The organism is Streptomyces sp. NPDC005878 (assembly GCF_040629815.1).
Taxonomy (GTDB): domain Bacteria; phylum Actinomycetota; class Actinomycetes; order Streptomycetales; family Streptomycetaceae; genus Streptomyces.
Genome location: NZ_JBEXWK010000001.1, coordinates 1 through 18,964 on the forward strand (window position 1 = coordinate 1; position 18,964 = coordinate 18,964).

Below are 18,964 nucleotides of genomic sequence, written 5' to 3' on the forward strand. Positions count from 1 at the left end.
CGAGTGGCATCCGTAGGTTGCCATCGGTGACAACACTGATCCCTTCGCCTCGGACAGCTCTTGCCAATCGACGAGCAGGAAGGCCAACGCCCGCCCGCCGGACCTGCCCGGCATCCGCTCCGGCCCCGCCGGGCCGTGGGGGGCCGTGCCTCGGCTCCCGCGTGCGGAGCACGGCGGCACTTGGCCGGAAAGCGGCGAGCGACTTACGCTCGCCGCTTTCCGCGCACCACACTGGAGCCTCACGCCCAGGGAACAGTACGGACGAGGAGTTGGTGAGATGTCCACGCAGGCCGCCGAGGGCGCCGCGCAGGCCACCCGAGCCGCGATCGACGCCTATCTGGCCCGGCTCTCCGACCGGGATCTGGACGCCGCCGTGCAGGTCTTCGCCGAGTCGGTGGAGTTCAACGCTCCGGGCTCACCGGCCGTGCCGTGGTCGGGGCCCCGCACCGGGCGGGAGGGGGTCATGACGTTCTTCACCACCCTCCACGAGTACCTGAAGCCCGAGGAGTTCACGGTGACGCACATCGTGGTCGAGGGTGAACAGGGGGTGATCATCGGCCATCTCCGGGACACCGTCAAAGCCACCGGAAAACCGCTCTTGACCCCCTTCGCCGCGCATGTCACGGTCGTGGACGGCAAGATCGCCCGCTACCACCTCTTCGAGGACACCCACGCCCTGCACCGGGCCGTGACCGAGGACTGAGCCGGCGCCGGACCGCCACCCACCGCTCCAGAGAGGCACCAGATGACTCCGCCCGGCATGCCCTCCCACCCGGTCGTCCGCGCGTTCGTCGACGCGGTCAACGCCCAGGACCCGCAGGCCCTGTGGGCCGTCCTTGCCAAGGACGCCACAGTGATCGACGTCGGAACCGAACGCGATCCCCAGGCGTGGGTGGAACGGGAGCTGTTCTCCTCGCACGCCCGGATGGAGGTGGTACGGGAGTCGCCCGACGGTCTGTCGGTGACGGCGCGTTTCCACAACGACATCTGGGGGGACATCGACACCGCGTGGGAGTTCACCGTCTCCGGCCCGGTCATCCGGGGGTTCGTCACCGGCCCCGGCTGAGCATCCCCCGCCGGACGGAACCGCGCACACGCGGAAGAGGTACGCGGAACGGCAGCGGGAACAGGGAAGCAGAGGCAATGGTGTGAGCCGCACCTCGGGGCCCAGGGCTCAGCCGGCACCGAAGGAGTCGGTCCGGATCCGCCTGCTGGGCCCGGTGAGTGTGGAGGTCCAGGGCCGGCACATCGGCCTCGGGCCGCAGCAGCGCGCGCTCCTCGCGGTCCTCGCCCTCGCGCGGGGCCGCCCGGTCAGCACGTCCCGGCTCTCCGAACTTCTGTGGGAGGGGGACGCGCCGGACGGCGCGGTCAGCGCCCTGCGCACCCACGTCATGCATCTGCGGCGCATCCTGGAGCCGGGCCGGCGCGCCACCTCCGGCTTCGAGCTCCTGCTCAGCGCGGGCGCCCGCAGCAACACCAGCTACACGCTCCAGGTCGCCGACGAGCAGGTCGACGCCCTGCACTTCGTGCACCTGACCGACCAGGCCCGCAAGGCGGCGGCAGACGACGACGCCGAGGCCGCCGTCGCCCTCCTCGACGAGGCGCTCGCCCTGTGGACCGGACCCGCGCTCGAAGGCGTGAGCGACCGCAGCTTCGCGCTGGCCGAGGCGGACCGCCTGGAGGAGCTGCGCCTGGTCGCCCGCGAGGACCGGCTGGACGCGCTCGTCGAGCTGGGCCGCTACGAGGAGTCGGTGCCGGAACTGAGCACATTGGTGGCGCAGTTCCCGCTCCGCGAGCGGCTGCGCTGCCAGCTGATGCTGGCGCTGTACCGCTCGGGGCGTCAGGCCGACGCGCTCGCCTCGTACCGCGACTACTACCAGCTCCTCGACGACGAGCTGGGCATCGAGCCGGGCCGCCCGCTCAAGGAGCTCCACCAGCGCGTCCTGGTGGGCGACCCCGGGCTCGCCGCCCAGCCCTCGCCCCCGGCCGCGCCCCCGCCCGCCGCGCTCCCCGTCCCGCGCCAGCTCCCGCCGGACGTCGGCAGCTTCACCGGCCGCGCCGGGTATCTGCGCGAGCTGGACGCCCTGCTCTCGCAGTACGCCACCGGCCCCGGACAGACCCTGGTGATCTCCTCGCTGTCCGGGATGGCGGGCGTGGGCAAGACCGCCCTCGCCGTGCACTGGATGCACCGGGCCGCCGACCGCTTCCCCGACGGACAGCTGTACGCGAACCTGCGCGGCCACGCCGACGAGCCCCCGGCCACGGCCGACGACGCCCTCGGCCAACTGCTGCGGGCCCTGGGGGTCGGCGCCGGGCACCTGCCGGAGAACACCGACGAGAAGGCCGCCCTGTACCGCTCGCTCCTCGCGGGCAAGCGGATGCTGATCCTCCTCGACGACGCGGCCGGGCTCGAACAGGTGCGCCCGCTGCTGCCCGGCTCTCCGAGCTGCTTCGTCGTCGTCACCAGTCGCAACGACCTGCGGGGCCTGACCGCGTTCCACGACGCCCACCGGGTGAGCGTGGCTGCCTTCAACGACGAGGAGGCTCTCGCGCTGCTCGCCCGCGTCATCGGCGCGGACCGGGTACGCGGCGAACCCGAGGCCGCCGCCGAGGCCGTCCGGCTCTGCGGCGGCCTGCCGCTCGCCGTCCGGATCGTCGCCGCGCACCTCATCGGCGACCAGCACCTGCCGCTGGCGGAGGTGGTCCGCGCGCTGCGCGGCGAGGACCGGCTGGACGACCTGGCCCTCGACCAGGAGCAGCACACCGGCGTCCGCAGCGCCCTCGCCCTGTCCTACCGCTCGCTGCCCGCGCCCGAGCGGCAGCTCCTGCGGCTGCTCTCCCTCACCCCCGGCGCGGAGGTCTCGGCCCCGGCCGTCGCCGCGCTGGCCGGGGCACCGCCGGCCGCGACGGCCCGGCTCCTTGACCAGCTGGTCTCCCGCAGCCTGCTCCAGACGCACCGGCCCGGCCGCTTCCATCTGCACGCCCTGGTACGCCTGTTCGCCCGTGAGCGAGCCCGTGCCGAGGACCCCGCCGAGGTACGGGAGGAGGCCGTCGACCGGCTGCTCACCTGGTACCTGGCGACCGCCGAGCAGGCCGGGCACCTGCTCTACGGCACCTTCTACTCCTGGTACGCGGCGCCACCGCCCGAACCGGACGGCTCACCCACCGCGCCGCTGACCTTTACCGGCCCGCCCGCCGCGCTGTCCTGGCTGGAGGACGAGCGGGCCGCCCTGCTGGCCTGCGCCCAGTACGCCCTGGGGCACGGTCCGCGTGCCTTCGCCTGGAAGTCGGCCCTGGCCACGCACGGCCACCTCATGGAGCACGGCCAGCGCACCGCCTGGCTGCGCGCCGCGGAGACGGGACTGCGCGCCGCCGACGCCGAGCACGACGACCGCGCGCGCGCGGTGATGCACTGGAGCCTGTGCTACGTGCTGTGGGAGCTGGCCCGCCACGACGAGGCGCTGCGGCACAGCGCCCGCGCCGACGCCCTGTTCGCGCGGGCCGGACTGCCCGTGGAGCGGGCCGGCGCCGTCCTGGGGCTCGCCGCCTCCCACCGTGAACTGGGCAACCTCGACCAGGCCCAGCGCCACGCCGAGCACACCCTTGCCCTCTACCGCGACGGCGGAGAACCGGCCGGGGAGGCGTGGGCCCTGTTCCTGCTCGGCTCCGTCCGCCTGGACCGCGGCCAACTGGAGGCCGCTCAGCCGTACTTCACCGAGGCCCTGGAGCGGGCCGAGGCGTCGGGGGACGAGCACACGGTGATGCTGTCGCTGTGGGGGCTCGGCGCCCTCCACCACGCGCGGGGCGACCTGGAGGAGGCCCAGCGTCTGCTCAGCCGGGCGCTCGCCGCGCACGGCAGACTCCTTTCGACGTACGCGGCGGAGGGCGCGCTCACCACGCTGGCGGCGGTGTGCCGCGACAACGGTGATCCGCGGCTCGCCCTCAAGTACGCGATGGACGCGCTCAGCGTCACCCACCGCACCCACCGCCGGCTGGTCGAGCCGGACGCCCTCAACACCATCGGTACGGTCCTGCTGCACCTGGACGACGCGCCCGGCGCCCTGGACCACCACCGCCGCGCGCTGGACGCGGCCCGGGCGACGGGATGCCTGCGGGCGGACGCGGCGGCCTGTATCGGGCTGGCGGCGGCCCACCGGCACCTGGGCGAGAACCGCGAGGCGCTGGCGTACACCCGGCGGGCCCTGAGCACCGCCGCGCAGGCCGGGCTCAGACTCGTCGAGGGCGAGGCGCGCACCGAACTCGCCCGGGTGCACCTGGCGCTCGGCCACCGCACCAAGGCCGCGCAGGCCGTCGAGCGGGCCGTGCGGATGCACCGGGCCGCCGGACACGGGCCCGGCCTCGCCCGCGCCCTGGAGGCCGCCGCCGCCGTGCGGGGCACCGGCGGCGACCTCAGCTGACGGCACGTACCAGCGCGGTGACGACGGCGGCCACCAGCACGACGAGCGGCACGGGCGCCTTGAGCCGCCAGGCCACCAGGGCTCCGGCGAACCCGGCGAGCCGGGCGTCGAAGGTCATGCCGTGCGCGCCCGCCGATCCCACCAGCTGGGTGACGACGAGCACGGCGAGCAGCGCGGGCGTCAGGTACTCCACGAACCGGGGGAACCAGGCGGGCAGTTCGCGGTCGCCCATCACCAGCGAACCGGCGCCCTTGATGAGGAACGTGGTCACCACCAGGGCGCCGACGACGATCCACGGGTCGTTGCTCACCGGGCCTCCTTCTCCGGGCGGCTCGTCGCCATCGCCGTCCACACCACGGCGATCACACAGGCCACGGCGATGGCCGCGTCCGGGAACCCGGCCGCGGTGAGGGCCGCCGCGCACACGGCCGCGGTGGCGGCGGCCGTCCGTTTGCGGGGGGTGCCCAGGTGCGGCGCGAGCAGCAGGAAGAACAGGACGGGCGAGACGGCGTCCAGGCCGTAGGTGAGGATGTCCACGGCCTTGAACGGGCCGATCGCCCCCAGCAGCGTGCCCAGGACCCAGCCGAGCCAGAGCACCACGCCCGAGGAGAGCAGCCGGGTCCGGTCGAAGCGGCCGTCCGCGTCGCTGGCGATGGCCCAGGACTCCTCGATGACCAGCTGGGACTCGACCGCCCGGCGGGCCCGGCCGCCGCGCAGCGCGGGCAGGATGGCGAAGCCCATCACGAGGTAGCGCAGGTTCAGCAGGGTGCCCGCCACGGCCGCGGCCGCCCAGCCGCCCCCGTTGGCGATCACCGAGACCGCGGCGAACTGCGAGGAGCCGACGAAGACGAGCCCGGACATGGAGGTCGCGCCGAGCGCGCCGAAACCCGCGCCCTTGGCGAGGACGCCGAAGGAGATCCCGAACGCGAATATCGCCACGGTGAACGGCACGGCGGCCCTGGCGCCCGCCGCCCAGGCCCGGCGGCGTCCGGCGGGCGGCGCCGGGCGCGCGGGTTCGGATTCGGTGCCGGTCATCCGCTCCCGCCCGCCGCCGCCGGGGCGGCCCCGCCCACCGGGGCCGGGCCCGTGCCCTCCCGTACGGCCCGCGCGTACGCCCGCACCAGCGCGGTCGTGACGGCGCCGACCGGGTACTCCAGCGCGTCGACGGCGGTGACCGGCTGGACCTCGTACGCCGTGCCGGTCAGGAACACCTCCTGGGCACGGGCGAGTTCGGCCGGTTCCATGTGCCGCTCGACGGTCTCCAGGCCGAGTCCGCGGGCGAGCGCGAGGACTTTGCGCCGGGTGATGCCGTCCAGGACGCACTCGGGCGGCGGGGTGTGCAGGGCGCCGTCGATCACCAGGAACAGATTGGCGCCGGTGGCCTCGGCCAGCCGGCCCCGGTGGTCCAGGAGCAGCGCGTCGTCGCGGCCCGCCGCCTCCGCCTCCTGTCCGGCGAGGGAGCCGAGGGCGTACAGGGCGGCCGTCTTGGCGCGGACCGGGGCCGTGTCGGGCGCGGGGCGGCGCCAGCGTGAGGTGGCCAGCCGGATTCCGCCCGGGCCGGCGGTGAAGACCCGCGGCCAGGGCCAGGCCGCGATCGCCACATGGACCGCGGTGCCGGGGGCGACCAGGCGCAGGGTCTCGCTGCCGCGCCAGGCGACCGGGCGGACATAGCCCTCGGTCAGGCCCGCGTGGGCCACGACCTGCCGGGTGGCCGCGTCCAGTTCGTCCGCGTCCCAGGGCAGCGCGAAGCCCATCTCGCGGGCCGAGGCGACAAGGCGGAGGCTGTGCTCGTGGAGCTTGAACACCTGGCCCGCGTAGACGCGTTCGCCCTCGAAGACGCTGCCGCCGTAGTGCAGGCCGTGGCTGAGGACGTGCAGCCGGGCCTCGCGCCAGGGCACGAGCCGGCCGTCGAGCCAGATGACGCCGTCCCGGTCGTCGAGCGGCGGCGCGGCGGGCGGCCGGGCGCCGCTCGTCCCGCTCGGGGGGCCGCTCATGTGGCGAACCCCCGGTCCGCGTACGGGTAGCCCTCCAGTTCGTTGACGGGGACGGTCTCGTCCCGCCGGGACGCGTAGTAGATGCGGACCTCGTCGATCAGGCCCGCGTCGTCGAAGCGGTAGACCTCCGCTCCGCGCAGCACCTTGCCCAGGCGCGGTTTGAAGGCGGTCCACTCGCAGGTCGCGGTGCGGCTCTGCGGATCGGCGTAGACGGCGTCCACCGCCCAGTGGGAGTCGTTGGCGCGTACGTCGGCGCCCCAGCGCTCCACGACCGGGTCGATGCCCTCGATGGGGCCTGCCATCCCGACGGCCAGGTAGTGCACGACGTTCTCGGCGAGGCACCGCGCGAACAGGTCGCGGTCGACCTTGTTGCAGGCTTCGAAGTACAGCCGTACCGCGGCCTCCATGGCGGAGCGGTCCAGCGTCCGTCCGGCCGTGCGGCCCTCACCCGTGGCGTCGCTGTCCATGTCGTTCGTCTCCTCGCTCGTCGTTCCGGCTCGCTCGCACGGCCGTGTTCACAGCTCCGCCGGGGCGAAGCGCAGGGGCGGCAGGGAGGCCAGGCGGCCCTGGGCGCGCACCAGCCGCGACTGGTCGGCCGTGAAGGCGTACCGGTCGCCCTCGGCGCCCTCGCGCAGGTGCCTGCGCACCAGCTCCCTCGCCGCCGCGCGGTACGCCTCGGGCGTGGTGACCGCGGCTTCCATGGCCTCTATCGTCTCGACCAGTTCACGCAGTCCGTCGATCACGCCGTCGTACGAGAGCGACAGGCGGCTGCCGTGGTCGGCGAGGGCCCGGCGTTCGCGCAGCCACGAGTAGAGGAAGACGCCGGTGCCCGCGTCGAAGTTGCGGACCGCGCGGGCGTCGAGCGGGTAGCGGAACATCCGCTCCAGCAGGATCATGGCGATCTGTTCCTGGGCGTACGGGACGGTCTCGTCGTGGCAGGCGAGCACGGTCCTGGCATCGACCTTCAGTTCTTCCAGCACACCGATGAACCAGTTCATCTTGAGCTTGATGTGCTGATCCAGCGGCCATTGCCCCTGGTGGTGAAAGTAGTCGTGCAGATATCCCCACAGGGAGCGGGCCTGGTAGCACACCTCGGGGCGCATGCCGATCGAGGCGCGGGGCACGGATTCGGGGGTGAGGACGGCCCGCGCGGACGGCACCGCGTAGGTTTCGTGGATCCCGCGGAACTTACTGAAGAAGAAGATCGCGTAGGCCTGTTCGGCCACCTTGTCGTGGGCGGCGACGTTCTCCGGGAAGAAGACGATGCAGTTGCCCCGGGTCAGCCCTTCGCTACCGGCGAGGAGCACGGTGGCCTGGCAGTTGTTCTTGGGGTGCGGATAGCGCACGGCCAGTTCGGGCAGCGCGTCCGGCTCCTTGCGGCGGACGAGGAAGAACTCCAGCCGCCTGCCGACGGGCGGAACGCTGTTGGTGGTCTGGACGGGGGCGAGGAAGGCCGCCCAGTCGCCGTCGGCCGGGGCGGTCAGGGCGTCGCGGGAGCGGGCGAAGTGCGGCGGGGTGTCGAGCCCGGCGGCCAGCCAGCCGTCGATGTCGGCGGCCAGGGCGTCCGCCTGGCCGGTCCTGCCGTGCCCGGCGAACCAGCGCACGGCCTCGTCCCTGATGGCCCTGAGGCTCGCCCGGTCCTCCTCGCCCGGCTCCGCTATCGTGCCGTCGTCGCGCTGGCGGGTGCGGAAGGCGTCGACGCGCGGCAGGAGCCCCTGGCCGAGCCGTTCCGCCTCGCCCAGCAGTTCGTCCTGGAGGCGGTGGATGCCGAGGGTTCCGGTCACGAAGCGGCCTCCCGCAGGTGGTGCACGGTGTAGACCATCGGCACCTCGCCGAAGCTGCGCAGCACGCGCAGGCCGTGGGCCCGCGCGGCCACGACGGTGGTGACGCAGCCCTCGGTCCTGCCGTCGGCGCAGTCGATGGCCGCCTGGGCGTTGCTGGTCACCAACTGCCGCCTGCTGGCGGGCGAGATGAGGCCCGCCGGGGCGGGGTGGGTGGCCACGGTGCGCGGCTCGGCGCGTGCGCCGGGGGCGACGGCGAGCACCATCTCGTGGGTGGGCCACACGAAGGAGTCCACCATGCGGCAAACCTGGAGGTTGCCGAAGACGAGGGTGTGCAGCTCGGGGTAGACGGCGCAGGCGACGAGGGCGTGCTCGCCGTTCCTGGGCACGGTCTCCAACGCGTATTCGAGGGTCGCGTGCAGGGTCACCCGCCCCGCGCCCTCACGTCCTTGGCGCCGGAACCACTCGTGCGCCGCGGCTTCGAGATTGGTGCCGGTCGGGCCCAGGGTGTGCAGATGCCGAATCTCGCCGATGGGCGAAGGCGATAAAGAACCGGCGCCCACGCGTTCCCGCGTCACCATGTCCACTCCCCCACGTCTTCCCCCGCGGTTCCTCTGTCGCCCTCGGGCGACACGCGGGCTGTGCGTCGGTGCACGGCCGCGTCGGTGATCCTAGGCGGGGCCGCCCCGCAGCGGCCACCGCGCCCGGAGCGCACCGATCGATTTCCCACACTGTGGCCACTTCCGCCCGTTCAACGTTCCGGAAATCCGGCGACAAATGCCGTCGGGGCGGGTGCCGTTCGCGCCCTGTTCCTCCACCGAACCGGTCGGGCGGCGTACGCATCGCGTCATTCCGGGGGGCGCCCGGGGGCACACACCGGCGCAACACGCGCGTCCCGGCCACCTTCACCCCCTCCCGGGGCGGCCGGAAGCCGACGGAGCCGCTCCGGTTCGCCCTCACCGTTTCCGCGCGGCTGTGGGGATCGCCCGAAGGAGGGGCGCCCGGAGCGGCCGTCAGCCTTCCGTCCGCCCTGCCGCCGGCCCTCCGTCCGAGGGGCCGTCAGCTGTCCGTCACCTTCGCGAGGAAGGCGGCGAGGTTCACCACGACCCGCTCGATCTTCTCCTCCAGCGGGATGGTCTCGTGCAGCCGCGCGCCGACACCCGCGTCCTTCCTGCCGCGTACGTACAGCGAGCAGGCGAGGTCGTCGCAGAGGTAGACGCCCACCGAGTTGCCCTGCTGCCCGGCCCTGCCCGCCTTCGGGGCGACCATCAGGGAGACGTTGCCGTCGTGGGTCGTCAGGCAGATGGAGCACATGCTGCGCCGCCCCTGCCCGGAGGTGTGGGCGGGGGTGCGCAGGACCAGCGCCCGGGCGGCGCCCGCCAGCTCGGTGACGAGGTAGGCCCGGCCCGGGGCCTGGGGATCTCGCCAGCCGAGGTAGTCCAGGTCGTCCCAGGGGTGGTCGCCGAGGTCGCGGGGCACGGACAGGCGCTTGGCCTCGCCCTTGGTGCAGTTCACGAAGGCGGCACGGATCTCTCGTTCGGTCAGCTGCTTCATAAAGGTGAGGCTAGTTTGCCTAAAGGTGTTAGGCAAACGCATAATCGGTTCAGCCGGGAGATCGGCCGACGAGAGGAAGAGCATGGGGCGTGTGGGGCTCAGTACGGAACGTCTGACCCGGGCCGGGGCGGAGCTGGCCGACGAGGTCGGCTTCGACCAGGTGACCGTCTCGGCGCTGGCCCGGCAGTTCGACGTCAAGGTCGCGAGCCTGTACTCGCACGTCAGGAACTCCCAGGACCTCAGGACCCGGATCGCGCTGCTGGCCCTGGAGGAGCTCGCCGACCGGGGCGCCGCCGCACTGGCCGGGCGGGCGGGCAAGGACGCGCTGTCCGCGCTGGCGAACGTCTACCGCGACTACGCGCGCGAGCACCCCGGCCGCTACGCCGCGGCCCAGCTCCGGCTCACCCCCGAGGCGGCGGCCGCCAGCGCCGGCGGCCGGCACGCGCAGATGACCCGGGCCGTCCTGCGCGGGTACGACCTGAGCGAACCGGACCAGACGCACGCGGTCCGGCTGCTCGGCAGCGTCTTCCACGGCTACATCACCCTGGAGCTCGGCGGCGGCTTCAGCCACAGCGCCCCCGACACCCAGGAGACCTGGACGCGGGTCCTGGACGCGCTGGACGCGCTGTTGCGGAACTGGCCCGCGGCCTGACCCCGCCGCCCACCCGGGACGCCGGCCCCGCCCGGGCGGACGCGCGAGGCGCCCGCCACCGTCAAGCGCCCGCCACCGTCAGCGGTGGCGGGCGCCTCGCGCGGGTCACCGCACACGCGGGTCACCTCGCGTGCGGGCTTTTCACCTACGGGTCACCTCAGATACGGGTCACCTCAGATGCGGGTGTCCTCCACGGTGGGGATCCAGCGGTCCGCGTCCCGGTCCGCGTTGCCGTCGCCCGTGAGGGAGCTGCGCGGCGCGGGGGTGACCTTGGCCGGCGCCTTGGCCGGGGCCTTGCCGCAGAACGCGGGCTCCAGCGTGTTCGTCAGCCCGCTGGTGACCGTGCCGTTGTTGGAGGCGTTGGCGAAGAGCACGACCGTGCGCTTGCCGTCCCGGGTGGAGAACGTCTGCGTCTGGTAGCCCTGGACGATTCCGCCGTGGCCGAGCACCTTGCCGCAGGAGAGCGCGATCTCCCGGATTCCCAGGCCGTAGCTGATCTTCGCGGTGGGGGTGGGGAGCACGCTCGTCATCTGCCGCAGCGACTCGTCGGAGACCAGTCCGCCGGAGTCCCCGGCGAGCAGCGCGGTCATGAAGCGGTCCAGGTCACGGGCGGAGGAGACCACACCTCCCGCGCTCCACACCCAGGAAGCGGTCTGCTCGGTGGAGTCCAGCAGCGGCTTGGTGCGGTCGTCGTTGGTCAGGTAGCCGGTGACGTGCGGGCCCGCGATGGTCTTCTGCGGGACGCTGAACGTCGTCTGACGCAGCTTCAGCGGCTCGAAGATCTGCTCGCGCAGCAGCTCGGCGTAGGGCCGCCCGGTGAGGTGCTCGGCGGCAAGCCCCATCAGCACGAAGTCGGTGTTCGAGTACGAGTACGCCGTCCCCGGGGTGTACTGGAGGCCGTGCTTCACCGACATCGCCACGAGGTCCCTGGGCTCGTAGACGTTGTTGCGGATGCGCTTCTCGAAGGCAGCCGTGGTCTCCTCCCCGCTCTGTTCGAGGAGGTCGTTGGTGTGGTCGTACACCCCGGCGCGGTGCTCCATGACCTGACGGCCGGTGATGGACCAGCTCTCGGGGAGCGTCCCGGCGGGCAGGTAGTCGCGCAGCGGCTTGTCGAGGTCGATGCGGCCCTGCTCGGCGAGGCGCATCACCAGGACCGAGGTGAACATCTTGGAGTTGCTGCCGACCCGGAAGCGCCAGCCCGCGTTCATCGCCGTGCCGTCGAGGTTCGCCTTGCCCAGCGTCACCGTCCTGCTGCGCTCGGGCCTGCCGTGGTCGCGGATCACCGCGAACGCGCCCGGCGCCCCCGCGTCCACCACGCGCTGGAGCGCGGCGCGCACCGCCGCCACGTCCGGATCGGCCGGGCCCTGCGCGGCGGAGGCGCCCACCGCGCTGCCGGCCATGAGCGCGACGGACGCCGCGAGCGTGGTCACCGAGCGCCTGATCGTGATTCCAGCCATATGAGAAGTACCCCTGTTCCCCGGTGACTTGGTCAGTGCCCCGGCCTTCGTAACACTCGTACGCCCAAGATCGTATATGTCGGGTGGGCATCCGGTTGACGCATGGACGAATTCGCCGCGGCCGGTGGGCGAACGCCAGCCGCTCCCCCGCGGCCCTTGCCCGCCCACGGGCGGTCGGCGACGATCGGGGACCGGCCACCCGCCGCCTGTGGAAGGACCCCGTGGAAGGAACCGCCGTGCCCGAGTCCGTGTCCGAGTCCGTGTCCGATGTCAAAGCCGAACTCGACCAGTTGATGCGCACCTTCCTCGGGGCGTTCACCAACACCGGCGGTACGCGCCCGCGCGTCGAGGTGATCCGTGAGGTGTTCATCCCACAGGCGATGATCATCAGCAATGTCGGGGGCAGGCTCGTGGTCTACGGCCTCGACACGTTCATCGAGCCGCGCGAGAAGATCCTCACGGACGGGACGCTGACGGAGTTCTCCGAATGGGAGGTGGCGGAGCGGACCGAGGTCTTCGGTTCGATCGCGCACCGCTTCAGCGAGTACCGCAAGTCCGGCTTCCTCGACGGCGAGTGGTTCGAGGGCTCCGGCCGCAAGAGCACGCAGTTCGTCCGCACACCCGAGGGGTGGCGGATGAGCTCGATGGCCTGGGACGACGAGTAGGGCCAGGGCGGTGGCCGGGGGTGGCGATGGTCCTTTGCGGTGGTCTTCCTCCGCGACACCCACCGGATCGCGCGCACCACGACGGGGGTGTGTGAGCCTGGCCGCCGAGGGGGGCCGTCCCACTTCCGAGGAGCTGGTTGTTCCGGTGTTCCGTCTCCCACTGGCCCGTCCCGGCGCGAGATCCCTCTGGCCCCTGCTGACCGCCGCGGCGCTCTGCGTCACCGCCCTGCCCGTGACGGCCGCGGCGCTGCCCGGCGGGCATACCGTCCCCGATTCCGCCCTGGCCGCCCAGCCGCTGCCCGGCGGGCTCGGCCCCTGTGTGCCGGGCCTGTGCCCGCCGGACGGCTACCCGCCCGTCCACAACGGCCCCGTCCGGTGGCGCGACAACGGCGTCAACGTCTACGTCGGCGGCGACTTCCACGTACGGGAGAAGGCCGCCGAGGCCGAGGGCCGCGTCGTGGTGCTCGGCTCCTTCGACCAGCACAAGGCGGCGGGTGTCAGCGGTGTCTACAACGTGGGCGAGGCCGGGGTCGGCTCACGGGTCGCCCCGCCGGTCGGCGCGGACTGGCTGACCACGGGCAAAGACGTCACCGTCGCGGCCGGGCAGCGGCTGCTCGCCGAGCAGGGTGTCGTACGGCACGCGGGCGCCCTCTCCGGGACCGTCCTGGCCCGGCGCACCGTCCACGACACGGACGCGGCCCGGCCGTACACCGCGCTGCGCGGTCAGCTCGCCGACGCCAGCCAGTGCTACGCCCACCCCGGCGGAGCCACCCGGACGCCCACGGGGACGGCCGTCCACGCGGGCGGCGAGACCCTGTTCACCGGTGACGGCACCTCCATGCTCCAGGTGTTCACCGTGGACTTCGACATGCAGAGCGCGAGCGGCGGCCAGGAGGGCATCCGCTTCGCCCGTATCCCGGCCGGGGCGACGGTCCTGGTCAACGTGGTGGGGACCCACCGGACCATCAACACCTACAGCGGCACCATCGACGACTCCAGCCCGTTCAACCATCTGCGCACCCGGCTGCTGTGGAACGTCCCCGACGCGACCTCCGTCGCCTTCAAGGGGACCGGCCAGTTCCAGGGCAGTGTGCTCATCGGCAACCAGGCGTCGCTGGCGACGGTGAGTCTGCCCGGTGTCAACGGGCGTTTCTTCACGACCGGTTCTCTCACCCACACCAGCGCGCCCTCGGGCGGCGGTGGCCAGGAGTTCCACAACTACCCCTTTGACGGGAACCTGCCCGACTGCGGCACCGCGCCCGTCGAGGGCGAGGTGCGGATCCACAAGACGGACCACGCCACGGGCCGGCCGCTGGCCGGGGCGGTGTTCGAGCTGTGGGAGGAGACCAACGGCACCACCGGGCTCCAGACGTCGGGCACCCGCCCCGACACCCGCCGGGGCGACGCGTGCACGACCGGTGGCTCCGGGTCGTGCGAGCGCAGGGTGTCCCCGGGCACGTACTACTGGCTGGAGACCAGCGCCCCGCAGGGCTACGACCTGCCCTCCCCCGCCCACTTCGGGCCCCTGGTCCTCACCGGTGAGAACGCCTCGCGGGGTGTGTCGGTGACCGCCGCCAACCATCGGCACGTCGAGCCGAAGGGCTCCCTCACCGTGGAGAAGAGCGACGCCGAGACCGGCCGGCCGCTGGCGGGGGCGGTGTTCCGGCTGTGGCACGAGACCAACGGGGTCACCGGGCTCCAGACGTCGGGCGCGCACCCCGACACCCCGGTCGGCCCCGGCTGCGCGACCCCGGGTTCGGGCCGGTGCCGCTTCACGGATCTGGCCCTCGGCACCTACTACGTCCAGGAGACGGCCGTGCCCGAAGGGTATGTGCTGCCCCGCAACCCGGTCAGCGGCCCCCACCAGGTGACCGCGGCCAACGCCGCCCAGGGTGTCACCGTCAGGCTCACCAACCAGCGCGGGGAGCCCGACAAGGGAGGAAAGGGCGGCAAGGGAGGCAAAGGCGGACGCCCCTGACGCCTTCGCCCCGATGAGGGCGTGACCTGCCGGAACGGTCCGGCCCCGCGGAGCGGCCGCGCCGCCGTGTGACCCACGGCAGCGCGGCCGCTCCGGTGCGTTTCCGGGTGTGGCACATGCGTACGATCTCGGTCGGTGGGGCGGGATCGCGCTCCACAGAAGGGGAATCCATGGCCATGACCGACAGCAACGGCGTCAATCTGTCCGGAGTGACGGGCAAGCTCATCCAGACCGTCGCCCTGACGAAGAATCCCGCTCCGCAGGCGATCGCCACCGACGCCGCCAACGGACACGTCTTCGTGCTCCAGATGGAGAGCGCCGCCAAGACGCCGCTCGGGAACATGTACCTCAACCGCATCGACCGGGCCACGGGCCGGCTGACGGGCAGCATGTACCTCACGGGCTTCGGGCACGGGATCTCCATGGGGGCCGAGCCGGTCGGGACGGACACCTATCTGTGGACCGAGGTCGGTCCGGTCTCCCCCAACGACGGCGTCAGCAACGCGTTCGGTCAGGCCGTCACCCGGTTCCGCTTCGTCGACGGGGCCACCCTCGACCAGGCGGCCGTGCCCGCCGCGCAGAAGTTCTGCCCGCCGGGCGGACGCAACACCGGTCCCTCGGTGGACCTGGCCAACAACATCCTGACCATCGTCTACTTCAAGGGCAGCGTGCGCTGCTTCACCCGCTACGACCTGGCGAAGGCGGCGCAGGGCGAGTGGGTGGAGGTGGGCAGCACCTTCGAGCTGCCCGCGGGCGCGGAGACGGGCCTCACCTTCCAGGGGTACACCACCCTGGGGAGCGTCCTGTACCTGTACCAGTGGAAGAAGGACCCGGTCACGACCTACCCGGGAACCGCGTACATCACCTCGTACTCCCTGGACACCCGGACGAGGATCGACTCGCAGGTGGTCACCGGAGCCGACGGTCTGGAGCGGCGCGAGCCGGAGGGACTGGCCGTCGAGGTGGATCCCGCGTCCGGTGAGACGCGGCTGCTGTTCGGCTTCAGCGACACCGTCCCCGGGACCACTGGGCGGCGCAACGTCACCATCGGCTGGTACCCGACGCGGCCGGCGGTCGACGGGGTGAAGGTGCTGACCGACTGGGAGAACCTCACCCTCGCCGCGGGAGTCAAGGCGGGCGCGGAGGCACCGCGCGGCCGGCTGGTCGCCCTCGCCGACACCACCTACCTCCAGCTGCGCGGCACGCTCTCGGGCAGCTTCACCGCCGACACCCTGGTCGCGACGCTGCCGCAGCGGCTCTTCCCCACGCGGCCCGTACGGCAGAACACTCCGCGCAACATGTACTACGGGGTGGGTGTGTGCCGGGTCGAGGCGAACAAGCTCGGTGAGCTGTGGGCCTTCGGCGCCACCGCCGACAACGCGATCTCCTGGATCGACCTCGACTGTTTCTCGGCCGCCTGGCGATGACCGCGCCGAACCGCTCCCGCCCGCACCCACTTCCGCTCCCGCGATCCGGAGGATCGACCATGCCCTCGCGCACCACCAGCCGCCGCTCCCTGCTCGCCACGGCCCTCGCGGTCCCGACCGCGGCCGCCGGTGTGCCGCTGCTCACCGCATCGCCCGCCGCCGCGGCGGCCACCGGCGTGGTGACGATCGTGGACTGGACGGACATCGCGCTCGCCGCGGGCGTCTCCGCGAGCGCGGGCACGCCCGCGCAGGCCCGGGTGGTGAGCATCGCGGGCACCGAGTTCCTTCAGCTGCGCGGCATAGTCACCTGCGCCTTCTCCGGTGACGCGCAGCTCGGCACCCTCCCGGCGACCATCCGTCCGCCGAAGACGACCCGCGGTGTCTGCCCGCGCAACAACCACCTCGGCGTCAACGCCACCCGCGTCGAGGCCGACACGGCGGGCCGCGTCATGGTCTACGGCCCGCAGACCTCGGACCCGGTCACCTGGATCCAGCTCGACAGCTTCTCCTCGGTGCAGCGCTGACGTACGGGTGGGGCGGCGCCGGCCGCCCCGCCCCACGGGTGCGCTACAGCCCGTACCGCCGGGCCGATTCCTCCTCCTGCGCGAGGCGCGGGAGCGCCCGCGGTACCGGTTCGAAGAGGATCGTGGCGGCCACCGCGGTCTCGGCCCGCTCCGCGTCGGAGGTCTGGGCCTCCATGAAGTCCAGGTAGCGGACGGCCACTTGGTACAGCACGGGGGGCTGCGGCACGAGGCGTACATCGTGGCCAAGGGGGCGTTCGAGTCGATCCACGCGGACATGCCGCCCTTCGGTCTGGCCGCGGCGACCGGGGTGCTGCCGCTGGAGAGCCGGGTCCGTCGCGCGGCCGACCGGCTGGCCCACCGGAGCGGGGCGAACGCCAACACCTCCTCGGCGTAGGCGAGTTGACTGTCACGTCACGGGAGCACCGGCGGGGGGTGCTCTCAGCCCTCGTCCAGCACCGCCCGGATGACGTGCCGGGCGTTGGCCGCCATCGCCGGGTTGGCCGTGCGGTGGTAGGGCAGCGCGATCAGTGCCTGGGACAGGGTGCGCCCCCGGCCGCGCCTCCAGGTCGCGTCGTCCACGCCGAGCGCGTCGCGGAAGACCTCCCGGGCGTCGGCGGGCAGCAGGTTCCAGGCGGGGAAGAGGTCGCAGGCCGGATCGCCCACCCCCAGGCACCCGAAGTCGATCACCGCGGTGAGCCGGCCGTCCCGCACGAGCAGATTGCCGGGCATCAGGTCGGCGTGGAGCCACACCGGCGGACCGTCCCAGCCGGGGGCCCGCAGCGCGTCCTCCCACACGGCGAGCACGGCGTCGCAGTCGACACCCTCCTCCGGGATGCCGCGCAGCTCCTCGATCGCCGCCCGGGTCGGCCTGTCGAGCGAGGCGACGGGCCCGCCGCGGTACGCCGCCGGCGCGCCCGGCAGGGTGACGCTCCACATCGCCTCCACGAACCCGGCCAAGTCCTCGGCCAGCGCGACGGGTTCCTTCAGCGCGCCCGCCTCGGGGTGCTCCCCCTCCAGCCACCGGTACACCGACCACTCCCGGGCGAACTCCCCGCTCGGCTCCCCGGCCCCGAGTACCTGGGGAACGGCGGTGGGCAGCAGCGGCGCGAGCCGGGGCAACCACGTCCGCTCCCTCACCACGTCCTCGGCCCCGCCCTGCTCCAGCGGCAGCCGTACGACCATGTCCTCACCCAGCCGGTACACGGCGTTGACCGTCCCACCGGAGGCGAACCGCGCCACCGGAAGCCGCGCCCACCGCGGGAACCGCCCGGCGACCAACCGCCGCACGAGCGCCTCGTCGTCGCCGGGGTGCGGGCGGGGGTGCGTCTGCGCTGAACTCATGGTCCACCATCCGACCGCCGCGCGGAGTGCGGCGTCAACCAGTTTTCCCGGCCGCGGCACGTCGACAGGACTGTTGCCGGCCCCGCGCCTCACCGTCAACGGTGCCCGCGCGATCGCCCGTATCGCGGCCCATCTCGCGGTCCCGGAGAACCATTAGGGTGATGTTGATCAACCCGTCAAGAAAGGCCCCGCACCTCACCGTGACCGCCTCGCGCCCCCACGCCCTCTTCTCCTTCGGCACGCTGAGGGACGAGCGGGTGCAGACCGCTCTCTACGGCCGGCCCGTTCCCACCTCCGCCGCGTCGCTCCGCGGCTACACCACCCGGCCGCTACCGATCACCGACCCGTCCGTGATCGCCACCAGCGGCCTGGACGTGCACCTCACCCTGGAGCGCGCGTACGGCGCCGTGGTCGAGGGGGCCGTCCTGCGCCTCACCGACCAGGACCTGGCCGCCGCCGACGCCTACGAGGTCGACGACTACACCCGCCGCCGCGTCCTCCTCTCCTCCGGGGAGAGCGCCTGGGCCTACCTGGACGCGAAGCCGCTGCGCCCGGCGGCGCGCATCGTGATCGTGGGCGACAGCATCGCGTACGGGCGCTGCGATCCGCGGGGCGGGTGGGCGGCGCGGCTGGCCGCGAGCCACATCGCCGCGAACGAGGCCGACCACCGGGTCTTCAACCTGGCCATCCCGGGCAGCACCCTGGCGGAGGTCGGTGAGCAGACACCGGCGCTGCTGGGGCCCCGGCTGCCGGACACCCTGCTGGTCGCCGCCGGTGTCAACGACTCAGCCGTGCCCCTCTCTCCGGCGCCGTCCGCCCAGCCCGCGCACGACGGCCTGGCGCGCGTCGCCGACAGCCTCGACTCCCTGGCCGCCACCGCCCTCGCGCACAACGCCCGGCTCGTCGTCATGGGGCCGGTGTGGCTCGACGAGGAGCGCACCGGCGACTACGCGGGCCTGTGCTTCACCGAGGCCCGGGCACTGGAGCTGCGCGAGTCGGTACGGACGTGGTGCCTGCGGAACCACGTCGACTACGTCGACATGTGGGAGCCGCTGTACGGGAAGAGCGATCTGCTCGTCGACGGTCTGCACCCGGCGGGCGAGGGGCACGAGGCGCTCTACCAGCACCTCAGCACTGTCTGCCGCTGAACCCTCGCTCCCCACCGTCGCTCCG

General features: G+C 73.1%; 18 protein-coding genes and 2 pseudogenes. 10 read left to right on the forward strand and 10 right to left on the reverse strand.

Going from position 1 to position 18,964, the window contains the following annotated elements; translation table 11 throughout:
* The first annotated feature begins 277 nt into the window (after positions 1 to 277).
* The 3 genes from ABZ404_RS00005 (at position 278) to ABZ404_RS00015 (ending at position 4,418) form a co-directional block, all read left to right on the forward strand.
* A complete protein-coding gene (locus ABZ404_RS00005) occupies positions 278 to 703 on the forward strand; it encodes a nuclear transport factor 2 family protein (protein WP_358837788.1) in 426 nt (141 codons plus the stop codon).
* Positions 704 to 745: 42 nt separating this feature from the next.
* Complete coding sequence (locus tag ABZ404_RS00010; protein WP_358837789.1) at positions 746 to 1,066, forward strand: nuclear transport factor 2 family protein; 321 nt, start codon at positions 746 to 748, stop codon at positions 1,064 to 1,066.
* 82 nt (positions 1,067 to 1,148) lie between these two features.
* Positions 1,149 to 4,418, forward strand: coding sequence for a BTAD domain-containing putative transcriptional regulator (locus tag ABZ404_RS00015; RefSeq protein ID WP_358989873.1), 3,270 nt, complete (start codon positions 1,149 to 1,151; stop codon positions 4,416 to 4,418).
* On the opposite strand, the gene ABZ404_RS00020 is transcribed toward ABZ404_RS00015, so the two are convergent.
* From ABZ404_RS00020 to ABZ404_RS00050, 7 genes are all read right to left on the reverse strand, one after another.
* Entirely contained in the window at positions 4,411 to 4,728 is a 318-nt protein-coding gene (locus ABZ404_RS00020; protein ID WP_358837934.1) for an AzlD domain-containing protein, read from the reverse strand. The two genes, ABZ404_RS00015 and ABZ404_RS00020, sit on opposite strands and share 8 nt — an antisense overlap.
* On the reverse strand, positions 4,725 to 5,453 hold the full coding sequence (locus ABZ404_RS00025) for an AzlC family ABC transporter permease (protein WP_358989876.1): 729 nt from the start codon (positions 5,451 to 5,453) through the stop codon (positions 4,725 to 4,727). The genes ABZ404_RS00020 and ABZ404_RS00025 overlap by 4 nt, the downstream gene beginning before the upstream one ends.
* Positions 5,450 to 6,412, reverse strand: a complete 963-nt coding sequence (locus tag ABZ404_RS00030) for a branched-chain amino acid transaminase (RefSeq protein WP_358989879.1) — start codon at positions 6,410 to 6,412, stop codon at positions 5,450 to 5,452. Before ABZ404_RS00030 ends, ABZ404_RS00025 begins: the two co-directional genes overlap by 4 nt.
* Entirely contained in the window at positions 6,409 to 6,879 is a 471-nt protein-coding gene (locus ABZ404_RS00035; protein ID WP_358837450.1) for a nuclear transport factor 2 family protein, read from the reverse strand. The genes ABZ404_RS00030 and ABZ404_RS00035 overlap by 4 nt, the downstream gene beginning before the upstream one ends.
* 48 nt (positions 6,880 to 6,927) lie before the next feature.
* Entirely contained in the window at positions 6,928 to 8,196 is a 1,269-nt protein-coding gene (locus ABZ404_RS00040; RefSeq protein ID WP_358837449.1) for a DUF6421 family protein, read from the reverse strand.
* Positions 8,193 to 8,774 carry a bacilysin biosynthesis protein BacA gene (locus ABZ404_RS00045; RefSeq protein WP_358837448.1) on the reverse strand — a complete coding sequence of 194 codons (582 nt, stop codon included), beginning with the start codon at positions 8,772 to 8,774 and terminating at the stop codon, positions 8,193 to 8,195. The genes ABZ404_RS00040 and ABZ404_RS00045 overlap by 4 nt, the downstream gene beginning before the upstream one ends.
* Before the next feature lie 478 nt (positions 8,775 to 9,252).
* The gene (locus ABZ404_RS00050; RefSeq protein ID WP_358837447.1) at positions 9,253 to 9,747 is read right to left on the reverse strand and encodes an FBP domain-containing protein; all 495 of its coding nucleotides are present in this window, start codon (positions 9,745 to 9,747) and stop codon (positions 9,253 to 9,255) included.
* Positions 9,748 to 9,829: 82 nt separating this feature from the next.
* On the opposite strand from ABZ404_RS00050, the gene ABZ404_RS00055 reads away from it, so the two are divergent.
* Positions 9,830 to 10,399, forward strand: a complete 570-nt coding sequence (locus tag ABZ404_RS00055; protein WP_358989882.1) for a WHG domain-containing protein — start codon at positions 9,830 to 9,832, stop codon at positions 10,397 to 10,399.
* A gap of 173 nt (positions 10,400 to 10,572) precedes the next feature.
* Here ABZ404_RS00055 and ABZ404_RS00060 read toward each other — a convergent pair whose 3' ends face one another.
* Entirely contained in the window at positions 10,573 to 11,856 is a 1,284-nt protein-coding gene (locus tag ABZ404_RS00060) for a serine hydrolase domain-containing protein (protein WP_358837478.1), read from the reverse strand.
* Between the two features lie 236 nt (positions 11,857 to 12,092).
* Between ABZ404_RS00060 and ABZ404_RS00065 the strand changes: the two genes are divergently transcribed.
* The 4 genes from ABZ404_RS00065 to ABZ404_RS00080 all read left to right on the forward strand — a co-directional run bounded on the left by ABZ404_RS00065 (position 12,093) and on the right by ABZ404_RS00080 (position 16,450).
* Positions 12,093 to 12,521: a DUF4440 domain-containing protein gene (locus ABZ404_RS00065; RefSeq protein WP_358837477.1), complete on the forward strand. Its 429-nt coding sequence runs from the start codon at positions 12,093 to 12,095 to the stop codon at positions 12,519 to 12,521.
* A 145-nt stretch (positions 12,522 to 12,666) separates the two neighbouring features.
* Positions 12,667 to 14,499, forward strand: a complete 1,833-nt coding sequence (locus ABZ404_RS00070; RefSeq protein ID WP_358837476.1) for a choice-of-anchor A family protein — start codon at positions 12,667 to 12,669, stop codon at positions 14,497 to 14,499.
* A 176-nt stretch (positions 14,500 to 14,675) separates the two neighbouring features.
* The gene (locus tag ABZ404_RS00075; protein WP_358837429.1) at positions 14,676 to 15,926 is read left to right on the forward strand and encodes a hypothetical protein; all 1,251 of its coding nucleotides are present in this window, start codon (positions 14,676 to 14,678) and stop codon (positions 15,924 to 15,926) included.
* Between the two features lie 59 nt (positions 15,927 to 15,985).
* Entirely contained in the window at positions 15,986 to 16,450 is a 465-nt protein-coding gene (locus tag ABZ404_RS00080) for a hypothetical protein (protein ID WP_358837430.1), read from the forward strand.
* A 43-nt stretch (positions 16,451 to 16,493) separates the two neighbouring features.
* Here the strand turns inward: ABZ404_RS00080 and ABZ404_RS00085 are convergent.
* A pseudogene (locus tag ABZ404_RS00085) lies at positions 16,494 to 16,661 on the reverse strand (transcriptional regulator); the annotation flags it as partial.
* On the opposite strand from ABZ404_RS00085, the pseudogene ABZ404_RS00090 reads away from it, so the two are divergent.
* A pseudogene (locus tag ABZ404_RS00090) lies at positions 16,656 to 16,844 on the forward strand (DUF4188 domain-containing protein); the annotation flags it as partial. The pseudogenes ABZ404_RS00085 and ABZ404_RS00090 sit on opposite strands and share 6 nt — an antisense overlap.
* A 44-nt stretch (positions 16,845 to 16,888) precedes the next feature.
* Here the strand turns inward: ABZ404_RS00090 and ABZ404_RS00095 are convergent.
* Positions 16,889 to 17,791, reverse strand: coding sequence for an aminoglycoside phosphotransferase family protein (locus ABZ404_RS00095; RefSeq protein ID WP_358837431.1), 903 nt, complete (start codon positions 17,789 to 17,791; stop codon positions 16,889 to 16,891).
* Positions 17,792 to 17,952: 161 nt separating this feature from the next.
* Between ABZ404_RS00095 and ABZ404_RS00100 the strand changes: the two genes are divergently transcribed.
* A complete protein-coding gene (locus ABZ404_RS00100; RefSeq protein WP_358837432.1) occupies positions 17,953 to 18,939 on the forward strand; it encodes a GDSL-type esterase/lipase family protein in 987 nt (328 codons plus the stop codon).
* The last annotated feature ends 25 nt before the right edge of the window (positions 18,940 to 18,964 follow it).

Excerpts from the sequence above, each read along its gene's own strand:
- ABZ404_RS00035 (WP_358837450.1), bottom strand. The coding sequence starts at position 6,879 with ATGGACAGCGACGCCACGGGTGAGGGCCGCACGGCCGGACGGACGCTG.
- ABZ404_RS00030 (WP_358989879.1), bottom strand. The coding sequence starts at position 6,412 with ATGAGCGGCCCCCCGAGCGGGACGAGCGGCGCCCGGCCGCCCGCCGCG.
- ABZ404_RS00045 (WP_358837448.1), bottom strand. The coding sequence starts at position 8,774 with ATGGTGACGCGGGAACGCGTGGGCGCCGGTTCTTTATCGCCTTCGCCC.
- ABZ404_RS00080 (WP_358837430.1), top strand. The coding sequence starts at position 15,986 with ATGCCCTCGCGCACCACCAGCCGCCGCTCCCTGCTCGCCACGGCCCTC.
- ABZ404_RS00025 (WP_358989876.1), bottom strand. The coding sequence starts at position 5,453 with ATGACCGGCACCGAATCCGAACCCGCGCGCCCGGCGCCGCCCGCCGGA.
- ABZ404_RS00010 (WP_358837789.1), top strand. The coding sequence starts at position 746 with ATGACTCCGCCCGGCATGCCCTCCCACCCGGTCGTCCGCGCGTTCGTC.
- ABZ404_RS00005 (WP_358837788.1), top strand. The coding sequence starts at position 278 with ATGTCCACGCAGGCCGCCGAGGGCGCCGCGCAGGCCACCCGAGCCGCG.
- ABZ404_RS00075 (WP_358837429.1), top strand. The coding sequence starts at position 14,676 with ATGACCGACAGCAACGGCGTCAATCTGTCCGGAGTGACGGGCAAGCTC.
- ABZ404_RS00055 (WP_358989882.1), top strand. The coding sequence starts at position 9,830 with ATGGGGCGTGTGGGGCTCAGTACGGAACGTCTGACCCGGGCCGGGGCG.
- ABZ404_RS00095 (WP_358837431.1), bottom strand. The coding sequence starts at position 17,791 with ATGAGTTCAGCGCAGACGCACCCCCGCCCGCACCCCGGCGACGACGAG.
- ABZ404_RS00100 (WP_358837432.1), top strand. The coding sequence starts at position 17,953 with ATGTTGATCAACCCGTCAAGAAAGGCCCCGCACCTCACCGTGACCGCC.
- ABZ404_RS00060 (WP_358837478.1), bottom strand. The coding sequence starts at position 11,856 with ATGGCTGGAATCACGATCAGGCGCTCGGTGACCACGCTCGCGGCGTCC.
- ABZ404_RS00050 (WP_358837447.1), bottom strand. The coding sequence starts at position 9,747 with ATGAAGCAGCTGACCGAACGAGAGATCCGTGCCGCCTTCGTGAACTGC.